Source organism: Mycobacterium sp. MYCO198283, assembly GCF_021213805.1.
Classification (GTDB): domain Bacteria; phylum Actinomycetota; class Actinomycetes; order Mycobacteriales; family Mycobacteriaceae; genus Mycobacterium.
On the sequence record NZ_JAJQJI010000008.1, the window covers coordinates 57,063 to 76,179 of the forward strand.

At 71.6% G+C, this 19,117-nt stretch carries 22 protein-coding genes; 15 read left to right on the top strand and 7 right to left on the bottom strand.

The window, feature by feature from the left end:
* The first annotated feature begins 1 nt into the window (after position 1).
* Both LV457_RS15820 and LV457_RS15825 read left to right on the top strand, forming a co-directional pair.
* Positions 2-739 carry a ribonuclease HII gene (locus LV457_RS15820; RefSeq protein WP_374198871.1) on the top strand — a complete coding sequence of 246 codons (738 nt, stop codon included), beginning with the start codon at positions 2-4 and terminating at the stop codon, positions 737-739.
* A complete protein-coding gene (locus LV457_RS15825) occupies positions 736-1,041 on the top strand; it encodes a DUF2469 domain-containing protein (protein WP_066983311.1) in 306 nt (101 codons plus the stop codon). Before LV457_RS15820 ends, LV457_RS15825 begins: the two co-directional genes overlap by 4 nt.
* Here LV457_RS15825 and LV457_RS15830 read toward each other — a convergent pair whose 3' ends face one another.
* Entirely contained in the window at positions 1,042-2,337 is a 1,296-nt protein-coding gene (locus LV457_RS15830) for a multidrug effflux MFS transporter (RefSeq protein ID WP_232172252.1), read from the bottom strand. It lies immediately after the preceding gene.
* 44 nt (positions 2,338-2,381) lie between these two features.
* Between LV457_RS15830 and LV457_RS15835 the strand changes: the two genes are divergently transcribed.
* From LV457_RS15835 to LV457_RS15860, 6 genes are all read left to right on the top strand, one after another.
* The gene (locus tag LV457_RS15835; RefSeq protein ID WP_232172253.1) at positions 2,382-2,852 is read left to right on the top strand and encodes a MarR family winged helix-turn-helix transcriptional regulator; all 471 of its coding nucleotides are present in this window, start codon (positions 2,382-2,384) and stop codon (positions 2,850-2,852) included.
* A gap of 89 nt (positions 2,853-2,941) precedes the next feature.
* Positions 2,942-3,310 (top strand): YraN family protein, encoded by a 369-nt coding sequence (locus LV457_RS15840; protein ID WP_232172254.1) that lies wholly within the window; start codon positions 2,942-2,944, stop codon positions 3,308-3,310.
* On the top strand, positions 3,310-4,824 hold the full coding sequence (locus LV457_RS15845; protein WP_232172255.1) for a YifB family Mg chelatase-like AAA ATPase: 1,515 nt from the start codon (positions 3,310-3,312) through the stop codon (positions 4,822-4,824). Before LV457_RS15840 ends, LV457_RS15845 begins: the two co-directional genes overlap by 1 nt.
* On the top strand, positions 4,821-5,957 hold the full coding sequence (gene dprA, locus LV457_RS15850; RefSeq protein ID WP_232172256.1) for a DNA-processing protein DprA: 1,137 nt from the start codon (positions 4,821-4,823) through the stop codon (positions 5,955-5,957). The genes LV457_RS15845 and dprA overlap by 4 nt, the downstream gene beginning before the upstream one ends.
* 68 nt (positions 5,958-6,025) lie before the next feature.
* Complete coding sequence (locus LV457_RS15855) at positions 6,026-6,880, top strand: siderophore-interacting protein (RefSeq protein ID WP_232172596.1); 855 nt, start codon at positions 6,026-6,028, stop codon at positions 6,878-6,880.
* Positions 6,881-6,942: 62 nt separating this feature from the next.
* A complete protein-coding gene (locus tag LV457_RS15860) occupies positions 6,943-7,854 on the top strand; it encodes a tyrosine recombinase XerC (protein ID WP_232172598.1) in 912 nt (303 codons plus the stop codon).
* 16 nt (positions 7,855-7,870) lie between these two features.
* On the opposite strand, the gene LV457_RS15865 is transcribed toward LV457_RS15860, so the two are convergent.
* Entirely contained in the window at positions 7,871-8,353 is a 483-nt protein-coding gene (locus tag LV457_RS15865) for a peptidoglycan DD-metalloendopeptidase family protein (RefSeq protein ID WP_374198872.1), read from the bottom strand.
* Positions 8,354-8,727: 374 nt separating this feature from the next.
* Here LV457_RS15865 and rpsB point away from each other — a divergent pair, with 374 nt between their 5' ends.
* The 7 genes from rpsB to rlmN all read left to right on the top strand — a co-directional run bounded on the left by rpsB (position 8,728) and on the right by rlmN (position 15,357).
* Positions 8,728-9,564, top strand: coding sequence for a 30S ribosomal protein S2 (gene rpsB / locus LV457_RS15870; RefSeq protein ID WP_232172257.1), 837 nt, complete (start codon positions 8,728-8,730; stop codon positions 9,562-9,564).
* Between the two features lie 14 nt (positions 9,565-9,578).
* Positions 9,579-10,394, top strand: coding sequence for a translation elongation factor Ts (gene tsf / locus LV457_RS15875; protein WP_232172259.1), 816 nt, complete (start codon positions 9,579-9,581; stop codon positions 10,392-10,394).
* Between the two features lie 103 nt (positions 10,395-10,497).
* Positions 10,498-11,919, top strand: coding sequence for an amidase (locus tag LV457_RS15880; protein ID WP_232172261.1), 1,422 nt, complete (start codon positions 10,498-10,500; stop codon positions 11,917-11,919).
* A 50-nt stretch (positions 11,920-11,969) separates the two neighbouring features.
* Complete coding sequence (pyrH, locus tag LV457_RS15885) at positions 11,970-12,722, top strand: UMP kinase (RefSeq protein ID WP_232172263.1); 753 nt, start codon at positions 11,970-11,972, stop codon at positions 12,720-12,722.
* A gap of 27 nt (positions 12,723-12,749) precedes the next feature.
* Complete coding sequence (gene frr / locus LV457_RS15890) at positions 12,750-13,307, top strand: ribosome recycling factor (protein ID WP_232172265.1); 558 nt, start codon at positions 12,750-12,752, stop codon at positions 13,305-13,307.
* Positions 13,307-14,185, top strand: a complete 879-nt coding sequence (locus LV457_RS15895) for a phosphatidate cytidylyltransferase (protein ID WP_232172267.1) — start codon at positions 13,307-13,309, stop codon at positions 14,183-14,185. Before frr ends, LV457_RS15895 begins: the two co-directional genes overlap by 1 nt.
* Before the next feature lie 47 nt (positions 14,186-14,232).
* On the top strand, positions 14,233-15,357 hold the full coding sequence (rlmN, locus tag LV457_RS15900) for a 23S rRNA (adenine(2503)-C(2))-methyltransferase RlmN (protein ID WP_232172269.1): 1,125 nt from the start codon (positions 14,233-14,235) through the stop codon (positions 15,355-15,357).
* On the opposite strand, the gene LV457_RS15905 is transcribed toward rlmN, so the two are convergent.
* The 5 genes from LV457_RS15905 to LV457_RS15925 form a co-directional block, all read right to left on the bottom strand.
* Positions 15,326-15,760: a nuclear transport factor 2 family protein gene (locus LV457_RS15905; RefSeq protein ID WP_232172271.1), complete on the bottom strand. Its 435-nt coding sequence runs from the start codon at positions 15,758-15,760 to the stop codon at positions 15,326-15,328. The two genes, rlmN and LV457_RS15905, sit on opposite strands and share 32 nt — an antisense overlap.
* A 41-nt stretch (positions 15,761-15,801) precedes the next feature.
* Positions 15,802-16,056: a DUF2631 domain-containing protein gene (locus LV457_RS15910; RefSeq protein ID WP_232172273.1), complete on the bottom strand. Its 255-nt coding sequence runs from the start codon at positions 16,054-16,056 to the stop codon at positions 15,802-15,804.
* Between the two features lie 68 nt (positions 16,057-16,124).
* Complete coding sequence (locus tag LV457_RS15915; RefSeq protein ID WP_232172274.1) at positions 16,125-17,468, bottom strand: deoxyribodipyrimidine photo-lyase; 1,344 nt, start codon at positions 17,466-17,468, stop codon at positions 16,125-16,127.
* 73 nt (positions 17,469-17,541) lie between these two features.
* Positions 17,542-18,165: a vWA domain-containing protein gene (locus LV457_RS15920; protein WP_232172276.1), complete on the bottom strand. Its 624-nt coding sequence runs from the start codon at positions 18,163-18,165 to the stop codon at positions 17,542-17,544.
* 118 nt (positions 18,166-18,283) lie between these two features.
* On the bottom strand, positions 18,284-18,955 hold the full coding sequence (locus LV457_RS15925) for a fasciclin domain-containing protein (RefSeq protein WP_232172278.1): 672 nt from the start codon (positions 18,953-18,955) through the stop codon (positions 18,284-18,286).
* Positions 18,956-19,117: the final 162 nt, after the last annotated feature.

A 19,117-nucleotide genomic window follows, 5' to 3' on the forward strand; every position in this document is an offset into this window, starting at 1 on the left:
GATGGGTGCCGCCTGGCCGCCGCGCACCGTGATCCGCAGATCATCGGGGCTGCGCACGCTCGAGTCAGCGCTGTACCGCAGCGGCCTCGGACCGGTCGCCGGGGTCGACGAGGTGGGCCGCGGCGCCTGCGCGGGGCCGCTCGTGGTCGCCGCGTGTGTCCTCGGGCCGAACCGGCTGTCGAGCCTGGCCGACCTCGACGATTCGAAGAAGCTCACCGAGGCGTCCCGGGAGGCGCTGTTCCCGTTGATCCGCCGCTACGCGCTGGCCTATCACGTGGTGTTCGTGCCGTCGGAGGAGGTCGACCGGCGCGGCGTGCACGTCGCCAACATCGAGGGCATGCGCCGGGCGGTCGCCGGGCTCTCGGTGCGGCCGGGGTATGTGCTGTCGGACGGCTTCCCGGTGCCGGGGCTGCCGATGCCGTCGCTGCCGGTGATCGGCGGCGACGCGGCCGCGGCCTGCATCGCCGCCGCGAGCGTGCTGGCGAAGGTCAGCCGCGACCGGCTGATGGTCGCGATGGACGGCGACTTCCCGGGCTACGGGTTCGCCGAGCACAAGGGGTACAGCACGCCGGCGCACTCCGCGGCGCTGGCCGCGCTCGGGCCCTGCAGCCAGCACCGGTACTCGTTCATCAACGTGCGCCGGGCGGCACCGGTGTGTGATCCGGCCGCCGGCCAGTGGGCGAGACCGAGGTGGGGGAAGATGAAGCACACCGAGCGAAGGACGGCGGCGAGTTCATGAGTGCCGAAGATCTCGAGAAGTACGAAACCGAGATGGAGCTCTCGCTCTACCGCGAGTACAAGGACATCGTCGGGCAGTTCAGCTACGTCGTGGAGACCGAGCGCCGCTTCTACCTCGCCAACAGCGTCGAGATGGTGCCGCGCAACGCCGACGGCGAGGTCTACTTCGAGCTGCGGCTCGCCGACGCCTGGGTGTGGGACATGTACCGGCCCGCCCGCTTCGTCAAGCAGGTCCGCGTCATCACCTTCAAGGACGTCAACATCGAAGAGGTCGAGAAGCCGGAGCTGCGGCTGCCGGAGTGATCACCGGTTCGCGGTGTCACCTGCCGACCCGGTGACCGCCAGTTCGGGCGCCACCGGCTCGTCGTCGTCGGCGGCGGGGACGTGGCCGCGGGTGAGGCCGAACAGCGCCAGGCCCGCCACGACTGCGGCGGAGAACATGACCACGCCCATCGGGAGCGCGCTGTGCTGCCCGGCCAGGCCGACCAGCGGCGGCGTGACGGCCCCCATGCCGTACTGCAGGAAGCCCAGCACCGCCGAGCCGGTGCCCGCGGCGTGGCGGACCTCGCCGGTCGCCAGCGCCGTGGCGTTGGCGTAGACGAAGCCGACGCAGCCCATGAAGGACGCCATCAACGCGATGGTGAGCCAGCCGACCACGCCGCCGACGGTGACGTCGAGCAGCATCGCCGCGGTGACCGCGAGGACGCCGGTCACGCCGGCCGTCAGCACGCGACGGGGCGCCACGGTGCGGACCAGCCGCGCGGAGATGGCGCTGCCCACGCCGACCGCGAGCGCGCACGCGCCGAAGGTCAGCGAGTAGGTCGCCGGCGAGAACCCGAGGACGTTCTGCAGCACGAACGGCGATGCCGCGATGTAGGCGAACATCGCCGCGGCCGTGAACGCCATGGTCAGCGTGTAGCCGAGGTAGTGGCGGTTGGTGAGCACGCTGCGGGTGTTGGCCGCGAGAGCCCGCAGGCCGCCGGGCCGCCGCCGCTCCTCGGGCAGCGATTCGTCGACGGCGAGGACGACGCCGAGCAGCATCACGAGGTTCATGACGGCCAGCGCGGCGAACACCGCCCGCCAGCCGAAGCCGGTGACGATCAGGCCGCCGAGGACCGGGGCGGTGATCGGCGCCAGCACGCTGATGCCCATCATGACGGCGAACAGCCGAGCCGCGGCCGACCCCCGGGCGCGATCGGCGATCACGGCGCGGGCGATGACGACGCCGGCGGCGCCGCAGAACCCCTGCGCGAACCGCAGCACGGTCAGCAGCCCGATGGACGGCGCCAACGTGCATCCCAGGCTCACCAGCAGGCAGGCCGCGGTGCCGATGATGAGCGGGCGGCGCCGGCCGAAGCGGTCCGACAGCGAGCCGATCACGAGCTGTCCGGTGGCGAGGCCGACCAGGAACGTGGTGAGCGTCAGCTGGATCATCGACGCCGACGTCCCGAACTCCGTCGCCATCTCGGGGAAGGCGGAGAGGTACATGTCGATCGAGAACGGTGCGACGGCGTTGAGCAGCGCGAGCACCAGGATCAACCAGGCCGACGGCGGCGTACCGGGAGTGTGGGTGGGCTTGACGTCCTCACGGTCGGGCATACGCCAACATTAGGTATGTCCAGATATATATGTCAAAATATGTCATGACCGTCACGTCCTCGCCGACGCTGCACGAGCTCGCGCTGGCACTGCACGACCTGTCCTGGCGCGTCGCGCGCTTCGGGCCGGCGCAGGTCGGTATCGACCCGCTGCCGGCGACCGAGCTGGCGGTGCTGCGCGCGGTGATGATGACGCCCGGCGGCAGCGTCTCCGACGTCGCCGCGGCGCTGTCGATGCAGTCGAGCAATGTCAGCGCCGCGGTGCGGGTGCTCGTGAATCGCGGGCTGGTCGACAAACAGCCGAGTCCCACCGACGGCCGGGTGACGCTGCTTCGGCCGACGGCCAAGGCCCTCGACGAGCGGGACGTGATCGAGAAGGCCATTGCCGGAACGCTCGTCGCCGCGCTGGGCGAGATCTCCGAAGACGGCGTGCGAGCGCTCGTCGACGCGGTGCCGGCGATGCGCGAGTTGGCGGTTGCGGTGACGACGCAGGTCGGTCAGCGGATGTCGAGCTGAATGCGCCGGGCTGTGGACGAACCGGCGGCTGGGGATCGATAGGCCGTCGCGACCGGTTCGTGTCGGTGGCGTCGAGCAGGGTCGCCGGTATGACAGTGAGAACTCGCGCCGAGCTCGGCGCGCTGGGTGAGGAGTTGGCGGCGCAGCGGCTGACCGCGGCCGGTCTGCAGGTGCTCGACCGCAATTGGCGGTGCCGGTACGGCGAGCTCGACGTGGTGGCGGCCGAACCCGACACCGGCACGGTGGTGTTCGTCGAGGTGAAGACGCGCACCACCGACCGGTACGGCGGTGTGGCGGAGGCGGTGACGCCGGAGAAGGTGCGCCGGCTGCGGCGGCTGGCCGGGTTGTGGCTGGCGGGGCAGCAGCGCGGCTGGGCGGCGGTACGCATCGACGTGATCGGGGTGCGGTTCGGTCGCACGCGGGAGCCGGAGATCACCCACGTCCGGGGCGTCGGCTGATGGCGCTGGGACGGGCGTTCTCGGTGGCGGTGCGCGGGGTGGCGGGCGAGATCGTCGAGATCGAGGCCGACATCTCCTCCGGATTGCCCGGGGTGCACCTGGTCGGGCTGCCGGACACCGCGCTGCAGGAGTCACGGGACCGGGTGCGGGCGGCGATCACCAACTGCGACAACGAGTGGCCGATGACGCGGCTGACGTTGGCGCTGTCGCCGGCGACGCTGCCCAAGATGGGCTCGGTCTACGACGTGGCGCTGGCGCTGGCGGTGCTGTCGGCGCACAAGTTGGTCGCCCCGGCACGGCTCGAGAAGACGGTGGTGCTCGGCGAGCTGGCTCTCGACGGCCGGGTGCGGCCGGTGCGCGGCGTGCTCCCCGCGGTGCTCGCCGCCAAGCGCGAGGGCTGGCCCAGTGTCGTCGTGCCGGCCGGCAACCTCGCCGAGGCGAGCCTCGTCGACGGCATCGACGTGTTCGGCGCGACGTCGCTGCGCGCGGTGCAGGCGTGGGTCAACGGCAAGGGTGACCTGCTTCCGGCCTTGCCGCCGCCGGGGTACGACACCGACTGTGCCGGCGCCGATCTCGCCGACGTGGTCGGGCAGTCGCAGGCCCGGTTCGCCGTCGAGGTGGCCGCCGCCGGCGCCCACCACCTGATGCTGACGGGACCGCCGGGCATCGGGAAAACGATGTTGGCGCAACGGCTTCCGGGGCTGCTGCCGCCGCTCACGGAGCAGGAGGCGCTGGAGGTGACGGCCATCCACTCGGTCGCCGGGCTGCTGAGCGCCGACACCCCGCTGCTGACCCGTCCGCCGTTCGTGGCGCCGCACCACACGTCGAGCGTCGCCTCCCTGGTCGGCGGTGGCAGCGGGCTCGCCCGCCCGGGAGCGGTCAGCCAGGCGCACCGCGGTGTGCTGTTCCTCGACGAGTGCGCCGAGATGGGCCCCCGTGCGATGGAGGCGCTGCGAACCCCGTTGGAGGAGGGGGAGATCCGGCTGGCCCGCCGCGACGGCACGGTCACCTATCCCGCTCGATTCCAATTGGTGCTGGCGGCCAACCCGTGTCCGTGCGCGCCGGCCGACCCGCGCGACTGCCTGTGCCCGGCGGCGGCCAAGCGGCGGTACCTGGGCAAGCTGTCGGGTCCGCTGCTCGACCGGGTGGATCTGCGGGTGCAGCTTCACCCGCTCAAGACCAACGCGTTGCTGCAGGAGTCCGGGGAATCCACCTCGGCGGTGCGCGCGCGGGTCGCACATGCCCGGCAGGCCGCCGCCGAGCGGTGGCGGCAGCAGGGGGTGCGGACCAACGCCGAGGTGCCGGGCCGGTTGCTGCGCCGCGAGTTCCGGCTCAGCGTAAGCGCGATGAAACCGCTGCAGCGGGCACTGGATCGCGGCGTGTTCAGCATCCGCGGCGTGGATCGCACGCTGCGCGTCGCGTGGACGCTCGCCGACCTCGCCGGGCGCACGTCGCCCGGGATCGAGGAGGTGCTGACGGCGATGGGTTTCCGACAGGGGGGAGAGGACCGATGACCAGCGACACCGAGGCGTGGGCATATCTGTCCCGGGTCGTCGAGCCGCCGTGCGCCGAGCTGGTGCGGCTGGTGGCGCAGGTCGGGTGCGCGGAGGCCGCGGCGCGCATCCGGCGCGGGGAGGTGGCGGGCACCCTGCAGCGGCTGACCGCCGCCCGGCGGCACATCGACACCGCCGCAGCGGATCTCACGCGCATCGAGGCGATGGGCGGTCGGCTCGTCACACCGGACGACGACGAGTGGCCGGTGCTGGCGTTCTCCTCGTTCGGGCTCGTCGACGCCGAGGAGTACCCGAACGGCATTGCGCCGCTGGCCCTGTGGGTCAACGGGCCCGCCCGGCTCGACGACATCGCCGCTCGCGCCGCGGCGCTGGTGGGTACGCGGGCGGCGACGGCCTACGGCGAACAGGTCGCCGCCGACATGGCGGCCGAACTCGTCGGACGCGACGTCGCGGTGGTCTCGGGCGGCGCCTACGGCATCGACGGCGCCGCGCACCGGGCGGCACTCGGGGCCGGCGGGGTGACGGCGGCCGTGGTGGCCGGTGGAGTCGACGTGCCGTATCCGGCGGGGCACGCCGCGCTGCTACGTCGGGTGGCCGTCGACGGCGCGGTGGTCAGCGAGTACCCGCCGGGGGTGCGGCCGGCGCGGCATCGCTTCCTGGTGCGCAACCGGCTGGTCGCCGCGCTCTCGGGGGTGACCGTGGTGGTCGAGGCCGGCCTGCGCAGCGGTGCCGCCAACACCGCGGCCTGGGCGCACACGCTCAACCGGCCCGTCGGCGCGGTGCCGGGTCCGGTGACCTCGTCGGCCTCGGCGGGTTGTCACCGGTTGATCCGCAACCACGCCACCCTCGTCACGCGGGCCGACGAGGTGGTGGAACTGTGCGGTCGCATCGGCGAGCTGGCCGACGACGAACCACACCCGACGACGCCCCTCGACGGCCTGAGTGCCGAGGAGAAGCGGGTGTACGAGGCATTGCCCGGTCGCGGTGCGCGCACCTGCTGTGAGCTGGCCGTCGAATCCGGGCTTCCGGTGGCACAGGTCCAGGGCCGCCTGGCGATGTTGGAGCTGGCCGGCCTCGCGGCCACCACCGAGGACGGTCGGTGGCGGCTGATGCGGCGACCGCGGGCCGGGTGACGTAGCCGGCCGCGACCGGCGGCCGGCTCGTAGGATGGGCAAAGGTGCGTGAGCGTGAGGAGGCCAGTGTGGCGGGACGTCCGATACACACGTTCGAGGTGGTGCAGACCGAACAGCTGTCGCCGCACATTGTACGGGTCACGTTGGGAGGCAACGGGTTCGACACCTTCACCCCCAACGAGTTCACGGACGCCTACTGCAAGCTCGTCTTCGTCCGCGACGACGTCGACGTCTCGGAGCTGCCGGCGCCGCTCACCCTCGACAGCTTCGCCGAGCTGCCCCGCGAAGACCAGCCGACGGTGCGCACCTACACGGTCCGACGGGCCGACCCCCAGCGGCGCGAGATCACCGTCGACTTCGTCGTCCACGGCGAGCACGGCGTCGCCGGACCCTGGGCGCGCGCCGCGAAGCCCGGGCAGCGACTGTTCTGCATGGGTCCGAGCGGGGCCTACCGGCCCGACCCCGCCGCCGACTGGCACCTGCTCGCCGGCGACGAGTCGGCGCTGCCGGCCATCGGCGCGACGCTCGAAGCGCTGCCCGATGACGCGGTCGGCTACGTCTTCGTCGAGGTCGCCGACGCGCAGGACGAGATCGAGCTCACCGCCCCGGCGGGCATGCAGATCCGCTGGGTCTATCGCGGCGGACGCGCGGATCTGGTCGCCGAGGAGCGCGCCGGCGACAACGCGCCGTTGATCGACGCCGTCAGGAGCGCCGACTGGCTGCCCGGACAGGTGCAGGTGTTCATCCACGGCGAGGCGCAGGCCGTGATGCACAACCTTCGGCCCTACATCCGCAAGGAACGCGGCGTCGACGCCAAGTGGGCGTCCATCTCCGGATACTGGCGGCGCGGCCGCACCGAGGAGACGTTCCGGCAGTGGAAGGCCGAGCTTGCCAAGCGCGAAGCCGCCGAGGCGAACGCCTAGACACGCCCGCCCGGCTGCCGCACCGGGGCCGCGCGGTCTGCGACCGTGACACGGTGGCACGCATACCGCAGCAGGCCGCGATCCTCGACGAGTTCGCCGAACACCTCGCGCTGGAACGCGGCCGCTCCGCACACACCCGTCGCGCCTACCTCGGCGACATCGGCGCGCTGTTCGACTTCGTCGCCGAGCGCGCCCCCGACGCGACGATCGCCGAGCTCTCGCTGCCGCTGCTGCGGTCCTGGCTGGCGGCCCAGGCCCGCAACGGTGCCGCCCGCACCACACTGGCCCGGCGCACGTCGGCGGTGAAAACGTTCACCGCCTGGGCGACACGCCGCGGACTGCTCGACGTCGACCCCGCGACGCGGCTGCAGGTACCCAAGGCGCGGCGCACCCTGCCCGCGGTGCTGCGCCAGGATCAGGCGCTGCAGGCCATGGCGGCGGCGACGTCCGGAGCCGGCGAACGCGATCCGATCGCGCTGCGGGACCGGCTGATCGTCGAGCTGCTGTACGCCACCGGCATCCGCGTCAGCGAGCTGTGCGGCGCCGATGTCGACGACGTCGACGCCGGCCGCCGTCTGCTCCGGGTACTCGGCAAGGGCAACAAGCAGCGCACCGTCCCGTTCGGGGAGCCGGCGGCCGACGCGCTCGCGGCGTGGCTCGCCGACGGCCGGCCCGCGCTGGCGACGCCGGCCTCCGGTCCGGCCCTGCTGCTCGGCGCGCGTGGCGGCCGGCTCGACCCGCGCCAGGCGCGCACCGTCGTGCACCAGACGATGGCCGCGGTGCCCGACGCGCCGGACATCGGCCCGCACGGGTTGCGCCACAGCGCCGCAACGCACCTGCTCGAAGGCGGCGCCGACCTGCGCGTGGTGCAGGAGCTGCTCGGCCACTCGTCGCTGGCGACCACGCAGCTCTATACCCACGTCAGCGTTGCGCGGCTGCGTGCCGTCCACGACCGCGCCCATCCCCGCGCGTAGCGGTGGCGCCACCCGCTCAGCGCAGCGGTTTGAGCCGCACCGGCGTCTCGGCCAGCAGACCGAGCGGATCGACGTAGTCGGCGTCGGCCGCGCGGCCCCACATGGCGCCCCAGTGCAGGCAGGCCGGCGCGGCACAGCCGGGGTGACCCGCCTGCAGTGCGCCGAGCACCGCGCCCGCCGCCACCGCCTGACCACGCCGCACCGCCGGCGACACCGGCTCGTAGGACGTGCGCAGGCCGCCGGGGTGCTGCACCGACACCAGCGGACGGCCCGCCACCACACCCGCGGCGACCACGGTGCCCGCCGCCGCGGCGTACACCGGCTGACCCGGCTGACCGGCCAGGTCGACGCCGCGGTGTCCCCGCTGCCAATTCGGCGCCGGGGCGTCGAAGGCCCGGACCACCGCCGGCCGCGGCTGCAGCGGCCAGCCGAAGCGCTCGCCGTCCGCACCGGCGGGCACGGCGACCAGCAGCGCGGCGACCAGCAGCGCGGCGACCACCGCCGAAATCGCATTCCCGGTCGTGATTCGGCGCCCAGAACGACCGGGAATGCGATTTCGGCGCACGAGCGGAGGCATCGCACCAGCTCACCGGGTCCGGCGCAGCGGCGTCAGCAGCAGCGACCCGTCCTGGGGATCGACGGCCCGCTGGGGACGAAAGCACCGGTGACCGGGGTGTAAACTGCTCCGTGCAGCCCGTTTCGGCGGGCTGACTTCGCGCGTCTGCACCGCAACCCCGCTGTCCAGGGTCGCACCTTCGTGCCGGGCGGTCCCGCACTCGGTTGGTTCCGAGGCGGGTCCGGCACCCAAGCAGGCGCCAGGGCTCGACGTCACCCGACGCCGCGCAACAACCGACACACAAATGAGGCACAGGCATGGCCGTAGTCACCATGAAGCAGCTGCTCGACAGCGGCGCGCACTTCGGGCACCAGACCCGCCGGTGGAACCCCAAGATGAAGCGGTTCATCTTCACCGACCGCAACGGCATCTACATCATCGATCTGCAGCAGACGCTGACCTACATCGACAAGGCCTACGAGTACGTCAAGGAGACCGTCGCCCACGGCGGCACCATCCTGTTCGTCGGCACCAAGAAGCAGGCGCAGGAATCGATCGCCGAAGAGGCGACCCGCGTCGGCATGCCCTACGTGAACCAGCGGTGGCTCGGCGGCATGCTCACCAACTTCTCGACGGTCCACAAGCGCCTGCAGCGCCTCAAGGAGCTCGAGGCGATGGAGCAGACCGGCGGGTTCGAGGGTCGCACCAAGAAGGAAATCCTGATGCTGACCCGCGAGAAGAACAAGCTCGAGCGCTCGCTCGGCGGTATCCGCGACATGCAGAAGGTGCCGTCGGCCATCTGGGTCGTCGACACCAACAAGGAGCACCTGGCCGTCGCCGAGGCGCGCAAGCTGAACATCCCGATCATCGCGATCCTCGACACCAACTGCGACCCGGACCTGGTGGACTACCCGATCCCGGGCAACGACGACGCGATCCGCTCGGCGGCGCTGCTGACCCGCGTGGTGGCCGCCGCCGTCGCCGAGGGGCTGCAGGCCCGGGCGGGCGGCGGCAGCGCCGACGGCAAGCCCGACGCCGCGGCCGGCGAGCCGCTCGCCGAGTGGGAGCAGGAGCTCCTGGCGACGGCCACCGCCGCCACCGATGCGGGTGCGCCGGGGGCCGCCGAGACCACCCCCACCACCGAGTCTTCGTAAGAAAGGCTGAACCATTGGCGAACTACACCGCCGCTGACGTCAAGCGGCTCCGCGAGCTGACCGGCTCCGGGATGCTCGACTGCAAGAACGCGCTGGCCGACTCCGACGGCGACTTCGACAAAGCCGTCGAACTGCTGCGCATCAAGGGCGCGAAGGACGTCGGCAAGCGCGCCGAGCGCGCCACCGCCGAGGGCCTGGTGGCCGCCAAGGGCGGCGCGATGATCGAGCTCAACTGCGAGACCGACTTCGTCGCCAAGAACGCCGAATTCCAGGCGCTCGCCGACCAGGTCGTGGCGGCCGCGGCGGAGGCCAAGGCCGGCGACGTCGACGCGCTGAAGGCCGCGAAAGCCGGCGACAAGACGGTCGAGGAGGCCATCGCCGACCTGAGCGCGAAGATCGGCGAGAAGCTGGAACTGCGCCGCGTCGTCGTGTTCGACGGCAAGGTGTCGACGTACCTGCACAAGCGGTCGGCGGACCTGCCGCCGGCGGTCGGCGTGCTCGTCGAGTACACCGGCGACTCGGCGGAGGCCGCGCACGCCGCGGCGCTGCAGATCGCCGCGCTCAAGGCCAAGTACCTCACCCGCGACGAGGTGCCCGAGGACGTGGTCGCCAACGAGCGCCGCATCGCCGAGGAAACCGCCAAGGAAGAGGGCAAGCCCGAGCAGGCGCTGCCCAAGATCGTCGAGGGCCGGTTGAACGGCTTCTACAAGGACGTCGTGCTGCTCGACCAGCCGTCGGTGTCCGACAACAAGAAGACCGTCAAGGCGCTGCTCGACGAGGCCGGGGTGACCATCACCCGCTTCGCGCGGTTCGAGGTCGGACAGCACTAGCGGCGTCACGGCCGACGGCCCCGCACTCTTCCGGCGATCCCGGAACGGCGGGGCCGTGTCGTTTCCGCGCCGACGCCGTGGTACCCGTTGGTACCGTCTGCGCATGGCCCGACATGTGCACGCGTTCGGCGACGACGCGCTCGGAACCGATGACGCCGTCGACCTCGCGGCGCGGCTGGGTCGCGGTGAGGTCAGCCCCGCCGAGCTCGTCGAGGCGGCCATCGCGCGCACCGAGCGCGTCAACCCGGCGCTCAACGGGCTCGCCTACGAGGCGTTCGACCGGGCGCGTCGCCGGGCGGCCGGCTACCGGCCCCGCAGCTTCTTCGCCGGGGTGCCGACGTTCGTCAAGGACAACGTCGACGTGGCGGGCTGGCCGACGGCCCACGGCGCCGACGCATGGGATCCGCTGCCGCCGGCGGTCGACGGCGCCTTTGCCCGCGCCTACTTCGCGACCGGCCTGATCCCGCTCGGCAAGACGCAGCTGAGCGAATTCGGCTTCAGCGCCGCCGCCGAGCATCCGCGGCTCGGGCCGGTGCGCAACCCGTGGGACACCGACTACATCGCCGGAGCGTCGTCCTCGGGCTCGGGCGCGTTCGTCGCGGCCGGCGTCGTGCCGATCGCGCACGCCAACGACGGCGGCGGGTCGATCCGGATCCCGGCCGCGGTCAACGGGCTGGTGGGCCTCAAGCCGAGTCGCGGCCGGCTGCCGCTGGACGCCATGGTGCGGCACATGCCGGTCCGCGTCGTCGCCAACGGCGTGCTCACCCGCAGCGTGCGCGATACCGCCGCCTTTTACCGGGAAGCCGAACGGGTGTGGCGCAATCCGAAGCTGCCGGCCATCGGCGACGTCACCGGGCCCGACGGCCGCCGGCTGCGGATCGCGCTGATCACCAACTCGGTGGAGCGGGCCGCGGACCCGGTGGTGGCCGACGCCGTCGCGGCCACCGGACGGCTCCTCGGCGGGCTCGGCCACCGTGTCGAGCACGTCGACCGCCCGCCGATCCCGAGGTCGTTCGTCGACGACTTCGTCCTGTACTGGGGGTTGCTCGCGATGGCGATGGTGCGCGGCGGGCCGCGAACCTTCGGCCCGACGTTCGACGTGACGAAGCTCGACAACCTCACCCGCGGGCTCGACCGGCACGCGCGACGGAACCTGCACCGGTTGCCCGTCGCGATCGCCCGGCTGGCGACCACCCGGCGACACACCGCCCGGCTGTTCGCCGACTACGACGTCGTCGTGACCCCGACGCTGGCCGAGCCGACGCCCCGCGTCGGCCACCTCGACCCGACCGCCGAGTACGCCCAGATCATCGACCGGCTCGTCGACTGGGTCGCGTTCACGCCGCTGCACAACGTCACCGGCGAGCCGGCCCTGTCGCTGCCGCTGGCGCGGACCGCCGACGGCATGCCGATCGGGGTGATGTTCTCCGGGCCGCTCGGGCACGAGTCGCGACTGCTCGCGCTGGGCTACGAGCTGGAGCAGGCGCAGGGTTGGCCGCGGCTCGACCAGGCCGCCCAGCCATGAGGCAGGATGAGACCGGCCGCGAACCGGCCCGCGGCGGAAACGGAGAACAGATGGCGGACATCGGCACTGCCGGCACTGCCGGGGAACAACCCACCCGGCCGCTGTACTCGCGGGTGTTGCTGAAGCTGGGCGGCGAGATGTTCGGCGGGGGTTCGGTCGGCCTGGACCCCGACGTCGTGCACCTGGTGGCCCGCCAGATCGCCGAGGTCGTCCGCAGCGGCGTGCAGGTCGCCGTGGTGATCGGCGGCGGCAACTTCTTCCGCGGCGCGCAGCTGCAGCAGCGCGGCATGGAGCGCGCCCGCTCGGACTACATGGGCATGCTTGGGACGGTGATGAACAGCCTTGCGCTGCAAGACTTCCTGGAGAAGGAAGGCATCGACACCCGGGTGCAGACCGCCATCACGATGGGCCAGGTCGCCGAACCGTACATCCCGCTGCGGGCGCAGCGTCACCTGGAGAAGGGCCGCGTCGTCATCTTCGGCGCCGGCATGGGACTGCCGTACTTCTCCACCGACACCACCGCCGCCCAGCGCGCGCTCGAGATCGGCGCCGAGGTGGTGCTGATGGCCAAGGCGGTCGACGGCATCTACACCGACGACCCGCGCGTCAACCCCGACGCCGACCTGCTCACCGAGGTCAGCCACCGCGAGGTGATCGACCAGGACCTGCGGGTCGCCGACGCCACCGCGTTCTCGCTCTGCATGGACAACGGCATGCCGATCCTGGTCTTCAACCTGCTCACCGACGGCAATATCGCCCGGGCGGTGGCGGGTGAGAAGATCGGAACACTCGTCACCACCTGACACCACCCGAACGACGGGAGATACACCGTGATCGAAGAGGCCCTCTTCGACGCCGAGGAGAAGATGGAGAAGGCCGTCTCGGTGGCCCGCGACGATCTGTCGTCCATCCGCACGGGCCGGGCGAACCCGGGCATGTTCTCGCGCATCGTCATCGACTACTACGGCGCCGCGACCCCGATCACGCAGCTGGCGAGCATCAACGTGCCCGAGGCACGGCTGGTGGTGATCAAGCCCTACGAGCAGTCGCAGCTGCGGCCCATCGAGGACGCCATCCGCAACTCCGATCTCGGTCTGAACCCCAGCAACGACGGCTCGCTGATCCGGGTGGCCATCCCGCAGCTCACCGAGGAGCGTCGCCGGGAACTGGTCAAGCAGGCGAAGTCCAAGGGCGAGGACGCAAAGGTGTCCGTGCGCAACATCCGCCGCAAGGCGATGGAGGAGCTGCACCGCATCCGCAAGGACGGCGAGGCCGGTGAGGACGAGGTGGGGCGTGCGGAGAAGGACCTCGACAAGGCGACCGCACAGTACGTGAGCCAGATCGAGGACCTCGTCAAGCACAAAGAGGGCGAGCTGCTGGAGGTTTGATGACCGACCAGCACACCGAGCCCGTGACCGAGACCGACGCCGACGCAGCCGGGGCGAAGAAGTCCCGCGCCGGCCGCAACCTGCCCGCCGCCATCGCCGTCGGCGTGCTGCTCGGCGGCACCGTGATCGCGGCGCTGCTCTTCGCCCGGTACGTGTGGATCGGCGTCGTCGCCGTCGCCATGGTGATCGCGACCCTTGAAGTGGTGCGGCGGCTGCGGGAAGGCGGCTACCGCGTGCCGGTGATCCCGCTGCTGGTCGGCGGGCAGGCGATGATCTGGCTGACGTGGCCCTACGGCACGGCCGGTGCGCTCGGTGCGTTCGGCGGCACCGTCGTCGTCTGCCTCATCTGGCGGCTGGTGGAGCAGGGACTGGCCGCGGCGCCCCAGAACTATCTGCGCGACGTCGCCGTCACCGTCTTCCTGGCGGCCTGGATCCCGCTGTTCGGCGCGTTCGGCGCGCTGCTGGTCTACCCCGACGACGGCGCCGAGCGGGTGTTCTGCCTGATGCTCGGCGTGGTGTTCTCCGACATCGGGGGCTACACCGCGGGTGTGTTGTTCGGCAAGCACACGATGGTGCCGGCCATCAGCCCGAAGAAGTCGTGGGAAGGGCTCGCCGGATCGCTGGTCTTCGGCGTCACCGCCGCCGTGCTGGCCGTTGCCTTCTTGCTCGACAAACCGGCCTGGGTCGGGGTGCCGCTCGGCGTCATGCTGGTGCTCACCGGCACGCTCGGCGACCTGGTCGAGTCGCAGGTCAAGCGCGACCTGGGCATCAAGGACATGGGAACGCTGCTGCCCGGGCACGGCGGCCTGATGGACCGCCTCGACTCGGTGCTGCCGTCGGCGGTCGCCACCTGGATCGTGCTGACGCTGCTGGCGTAGCGCGATTTCGACAGCCGCCTTCCCGGCGGGGATACTGGCGGCTGACGATGTCTGCCCTACCGCTGGTCTTCAGCCCGCCGCGCCGCGCCATGCCGCCGCGGCATCTCGCCGACCTCGACGACGCCGGCCGCCGCGCCGCGGTCACCGACCTGGGCGCCCCGGCGTTCCGGGCGAATCAGCTGGCCCAGCAGTACTACGGCCGGCTGATCGCCGATCCGCAGCAGATGACCGACCTGCCCGCCGCGCTGCGCGACGCCGTCGGCGAGGCGCTGTTCCCCCGGCTGCTGACGCCGATCCGGCAGATCGAGTGCGACGCGGGCCAGACCCGCAAGACGCTGTGGCGGGCCGGCGACGGCACCACCGTCGAGTCGGTGCTGATGCGCTATCCGCAGCGCAACACCGTGTGCATCTCGTCGCAGGCCGGTTGCGGCATGGCGTGCCCGTTCTGCGCCACCGGCCAGGCCGGGCTGACCCGTAACCTCTCGACCGCCGAGATCGTCGAGCAGGTCCGCGACGCGGCCGCCGTGTTGCGCGACCTCGGGCAGCGGCTCTCGAACGTGGTGTTCATGGGCATGGGCGAGCCGCTCGCCAACTACTCGCGGGTGGTGGCGGCGGTGCGGCGCATCGTCGACGCACCGCCCCACGGCTTCGGCATCTCGCAGCGGTCGGTGACGGTGTCGACGGTCGGGCTGGCGCCGGCGATCCGCAAGCTCGCCGACGAGAAGTTGTCGGTGACGTTGGCCCTGTCGCTGCACGCGCCCGACGACGAGCTGCGCGACACCCTGGTGCCGGTCAACACGCGATTCAAGGTCTCCGAGGCGCTCGACGCCGCCCGCTACTACGCGGAGACCACGGGCCGCCGGGTGTCGGTGGAGTACGCCCTGATCCGCGACGTCAACGATCAGCAGTGGCGGGCCGACCTGCTCGGCAAGCGCCTGCACGGCGCGCTCGGCCCGCTCGTGCACGTCAACCTGATCCCGCTCAACCCGACCCCGGGCAGCCAGTGGGATGCGAGCCCGAAGGACCGCGAACGCCAGTTCGTGGCGCGCGTCAAGGCGCAGGGCGTGTCGTGCACGGTGCGCGACACCCGCGGCCGTGAGATCGCGGCGGCGTGCGGTCAGCTCGCCGCGGCCGGCCCGGTCACGCCGGGCTCCGCGCGGGCGCGTTCGTGAACCACACGTTCTCCTCGCGCAGCTCCCGGCTCCGCCAGCCCTGCGGGGTGCGCACCAGCTGGTGGTGGTAGTAGCCGCCGCAGTAGCTCAGCTCCGTCATGCCGGGGAGCTGCATCGGGTTGTAGAACATCGCCCGAACCTGCGCGGCGTCGTCCGTCAGCGCCAGCACCTCGATGTTGGTGATGTAGTGCATCGACATCGGGATGGCGCTGAAGCCCTGCGCCAGCCAGTCCGCGACCGCCTCGCGGCTGCCCGCGATCGCACCTGCCGACGAGTAGTCGATGCGGGCGTCGGCGGTGAACACCTCGCGGTACAGCTCCCAGTCCTTGGTGTCGACCGCGCGGGCGTAGCGGTGCAGCAGCGCGGTGATCTCGAGCTCGTCGCCGAGCCGTTGCATGTCCATGGCGGACAGCTTGGCGTCGGCGGAGGCGACTGTCAGCGGTTCTAGCGGATCCAGCCCCGGCGGCGCAGCCACCAGTTGCGGACGACGAGCACGACGATGGCGACGGCGAACCCGACCAGGAACAGGTCCTCCACCTTGCCGGTGTGGTTGCCGCGCAGCATCAGCAGCAAGAAGACGGCGCCCAGGATGCCGGCGACGTGCCAGACGCGGGGGCTGATGTCGCTCCAACCCCACTCGGCGGACGGAACCTCCACCGGGTCGACTCCGGTGTGGCGTTGAACCTCGGTGCTCGGCACGGCGCTCCTGGGACGTCGGGGCGGATCGGACGGCCACATTCTTTCATATCCGCCGGTGAGGCTGCCGGTCAGCTGATCTGGCTGTAGCGCCGCAACGCTTCGGCGCGCTCGGTCTTGTGGTCGACCATCGGTGGCGGATAGCCGTTCGGCCGGTCCGCGCCGAGGTGGTGCACGTCGGCGACGTCGGCCAGTTCGGGCACCCAGCGGCGCACGTAGCCGCCGTCGGGGTCGAACTTCTCGCCCTGCAGGGTCGGGTTGAAGATCCGGAAGAACGGCGCCGGGTCGGTGCCGCTGCCGGCGGTCCACTGCCAGCCGTGCTGGTTGTTGGCCATGTCGCCGTCGACGAGCTGGTCGAGGAACCACCGGGCGCCCCACTGCCAGGGCAGGTGCAGGTCCTTGACGAGGAACGACGCGACGATCATCCGGACGCGGTTGTGCATGTAGCCGATGCCCGACAGCTGGCGCATGCCGGCGTCGACGATCGGATACCCGGTCTGGCCGGCCTTCCACTTCTCGAACCGCTGTCGGGCCTCGTCGCCGGTGTCGACCTCGATGTCGTCGAAGTTGCGGTTGAAGTTCCACCAGACGCTGTGCGGCCACTCGTAGAGAACTCCTGCATAGAAGTCGCGGAACGCCAGCTCCCGCAGGTACGCCTGCGGACCCTTGCCGCTGCCGAGGTCCGCCGCCATGGTCCGCGGGTGGATGGTGCCGAATTTCAGGTGCGCGGACATGCGGCTGGTGTTGTCGCGGTCGGGGCGGCTGCGTTCCTCGGCGTAGTGGTCGACCAGCCCGTCGTCGATCCAGCGCCGCCAGTACTCGCGGGCGGCGTGCTCGCCGGCAGGCAGGTCGAGCTCGACGTCGACATCCGGGATGTCGCACACCGCTGCTTCGTCGGCCGCGACGTCTTTCGGGTCGATCCAGCGGGCGGACTCCGGACCGGACTGGGCCGGCGGCCGCCAGCCGTGTTGTGTCCATGCGCGGTGGAACGGCGAGAACACCTTGTACGGCTCGCCGTCGTCGCGGGTGACGCGGCCGGGGGACACCAGGTACGGCGAACCGGACGCCGTCAGCGGAATGTCGCCGAGCGCCTCGCGCACCCGGTCGTCGCGGCGCCGGCCGAAGGGTGTGTAGTCCTCCGAGACGTGAACCGAGGTGGCGCCGACCGCGCGGGCGAGCGCCGGGATGCGGTCCTCGGGCCGGCCCTCGGTGACCAGCAGCCGCCCGTCGAGCCGTTCGCGAAGCTCACGCAGGGAGTCGTAGAGGAACTTCAGCCGCCGGACGCCCGAGCTGGCGCGCAGCCGGGGATCGAGCACGTAGCAGGCGAGCACGTCGCCGTCTTCGTCGGCAGCGGCCAGCAGCGGCGGCAGGTCGTACAACCGCAGGTCCCGTCGGAACCACAACATCGTGGGCATTCCAGCAGAGCTGCCCGCAAAGGCCGGCGTGGAAACGCCGACGACCGCGGGCGCCGCCGATGTCAGCGTCTGGTCAGCTTCCCATCGACGAGCCGCGCTCCTCGTCGGAGAACCCATCGGCCACCCCGCTGCGGTAGCGCGTCGCGAACGACGCGACGTTCTCCATCGCGATGGGCGCCGCCGCGGCGGTGAAGTTCATGGTGCTCGCGGCGGCGATGCCCAGCCCGCCGGCCACGTCGAACGAGTCGATGTTGGCGCCGAGGAAGACGAACTCCCAATTCCACTGCTCTTGTTGATCCGTGACCAGCTTCTTGACGCCGGCGGCCGTCCATTCACTGCTCGAGTTCTCGTGACCGTCGGTGACGATGACGATGAGGACCTTGCCGGGCCGCTCGCGCTCCGGCAGCGCCGCCAGCTGCGCGCCGGTGTCGGTGACGAACCGGCCGACGGCGTCGAGCAGCGCCGTCGCGCCGCGCGGCTGCAGGTGGTAGCGCGGCACGGCGCTCAAGTCCGTGACCGGATAGACCGTCTCGTACTCGGCGTCGAACTGTGCGAGCGTCACCATGCAGCGGCCTGGCACATCCGCTTGGGACTCGAGGAAGGCGGCGATACCGCCCTCCATGTCGCTCTGCATGGTGGCCATGGAGCCGGAGCGGTCCACCAGCAGCCCGATCAGCGTCAGATTGGCGTCGGTCATCTCAACCCCCAGGTTCGTCGGATGGGCGACAGTGTGCACCGGGGCACCGACACGTGCCGCGAACGCGCGACGACCCCCGGTGCCGCAGCACCGAGGGTCGCGCGAGAGGAAGGAGCGCTCAGGCCGGCGGCATGAGCACGGTGTCGATCAGGTAGACCGTGGCGTTGGCGGTCTTCACGCCGCCGCAGACCAGGCCGGCGTTATTGACCTTCAGGTCGTTGCCGCTGCCGGTGACGGTGAGGTTGGCGCCCTGCACGGTCTTGTGGTCGCCGGCGACCTGCGAGGGATCGGCCTGGCCGGGCACGACGTGATAGGTGAGGATGCTGGTGAGCAGCTGGGAGTCGGTCTTCAGCTTCTCGATCGTCGCGGGGTCGATCTTGGCGAACGCGTCGTCGGTGGGCGCGAAGACGGTGAACTGCCCGCTGTCGAGCGTCTGAACCAGGTTGACGTTCGGGTTCAGCTTCCCGCTGATCGCCTGGGTGAGCGTCTTGAGCATGGGGTTGTTCGACGCCGCGACGGTCACCGGATCCTTCGCCATGCCGTTCACCGAGCCGGGGCCCGACGGGTTCTGCTGGGCGTAGGTGGCGCAGCCGGCGCCCACCAGGCCGGCGGCCGGGTCGGGGGCGGCGCTGCTCGTGGCCGACGACACGGCCGAGGAGGCTGCGGACGAGGCCGACGACGCGGCGGAACTCGCGCTGCTGGTGGCCGATTCGGCGTCCTCGGAGGAACAGGCCGACAACCCCACCACCGCCAGGGCGGCGATGCCTGCGGTGATCACTCTGTGCTTCATGTCGCGTGGAACTCCCTCGTCGTGGTCCGGCCGCGGTGGCCGTCCCATGGGCTCTGACGCCCGGGATTCGGGTCCTGCCCGAACGCGGATGGGCTGCCGCCTGCCGCGTCACGAACACGTCATCACTTACCGTCGCGTCCGCGTCCGGCGCCGGTCGGCACG

Bases quoted from the DNA above. Each gene is read 5' to 3' on its own strand.
- rlmN (WP_232172269.1), top strand. From the start codon at position 14,233: ATGTCTGCCCTACCGCTGGTCTTCAGCCCGCCGCGCCGCGCCATGCCG.
- LV457_RS15925 (WP_232172278.1), bottom strand. From the start codon at position 18,955: ATGAAGCACAGAGTGATCACCGCAGGCATCGCCGCCCTGGCGGTGGTG.
- LV457_RS15830 (WP_232172252.1), bottom strand. From the start codon at position 2,337: ATGCCCGACCGTGAGGACGTCAAGCCCACCCACACTCCCGGTACGCCG.
- LV457_RS15845 (WP_232172255.1), top strand. From the start codon at position 3,310: ATGGCGCTGGGACGGGCGTTCTCGGTGGCGGTGCGCGGGGTGGCGGGC.
- LV457_RS15905 (WP_232172271.1), bottom strand. From the start codon at position 15,760: ATGGACATGCAACGGCTCGGCGACGAGCTCGAGATCACCGCGCTGCTG.
- pyrH (WP_232172263.1), top strand. From the start codon at position 11,970: ATGGCGGACATCGGCACTGCCGGCACTGCCGGGGAACAACCCACCCGG.
- dprA (WP_232172256.1), top strand. From the start codon at position 4,821: ATGACCAGCGACACCGAGGCGTGGGCATATCTGTCCCGGGTCGTCGAG.
- LV457_RS15920 (WP_232172276.1), bottom strand. From the start codon at position 18,165: ATGACCGACGCCAATCTGACGCTGATCGGGCTGCTGGTGGACCGCTCC.
- rpsB (WP_232172257.1), top strand. From the start codon at position 8,728: ATGGCCGTAGTCACCATGAAGCAGCTGCTCGACAGCGGCGCGCACTTC.
- LV457_RS15915 (WP_232172274.1), bottom strand. From the start codon at position 17,468: ATGCCCACGATGTTGTGGTTCCGACGGGACCTGCGGTTGTACGACCTG.
- LV457_RS15880 (WP_232172261.1), top strand. From the start codon at position 10,498: ATGGCCCGACATGTGCACGCGTTCGGCGACGACGCGCTCGGAACCGAT.
- LV457_RS15840 (WP_232172254.1), top strand. From the start codon at position 2,942: ATGACAGTGAGAACTCGCGCCGAGCTCGGCGCGCTGGGTGAGGAGTTG.
- LV457_RS15820 (WP_374198871.1), top strand. From the start codon at position 2: ATGGGTGCCGCCTGGCCGCCGCGCACCGTGATCCGCAGATCATCGGGG.
- LV457_RS15895 (WP_232172267.1), top strand. From the start codon at position 13,307: ATGACCGACCAGCACACCGAGCCCGTGACCGAGACCGACGCCGACGCA.
- LV457_RS15835 (WP_232172253.1), top strand. From the start codon at position 2,382: ATGACCGTCACGTCCTCGCCGACGCTGCACGAGCTCGCGCTGGCACTG.
- LV457_RS15825 (WP_066983311.1), top strand. From the start codon at position 736: ATGAGTGCCGAAGATCTCGAGAAGTACGAAACCGAGATGGAGCTCTCG.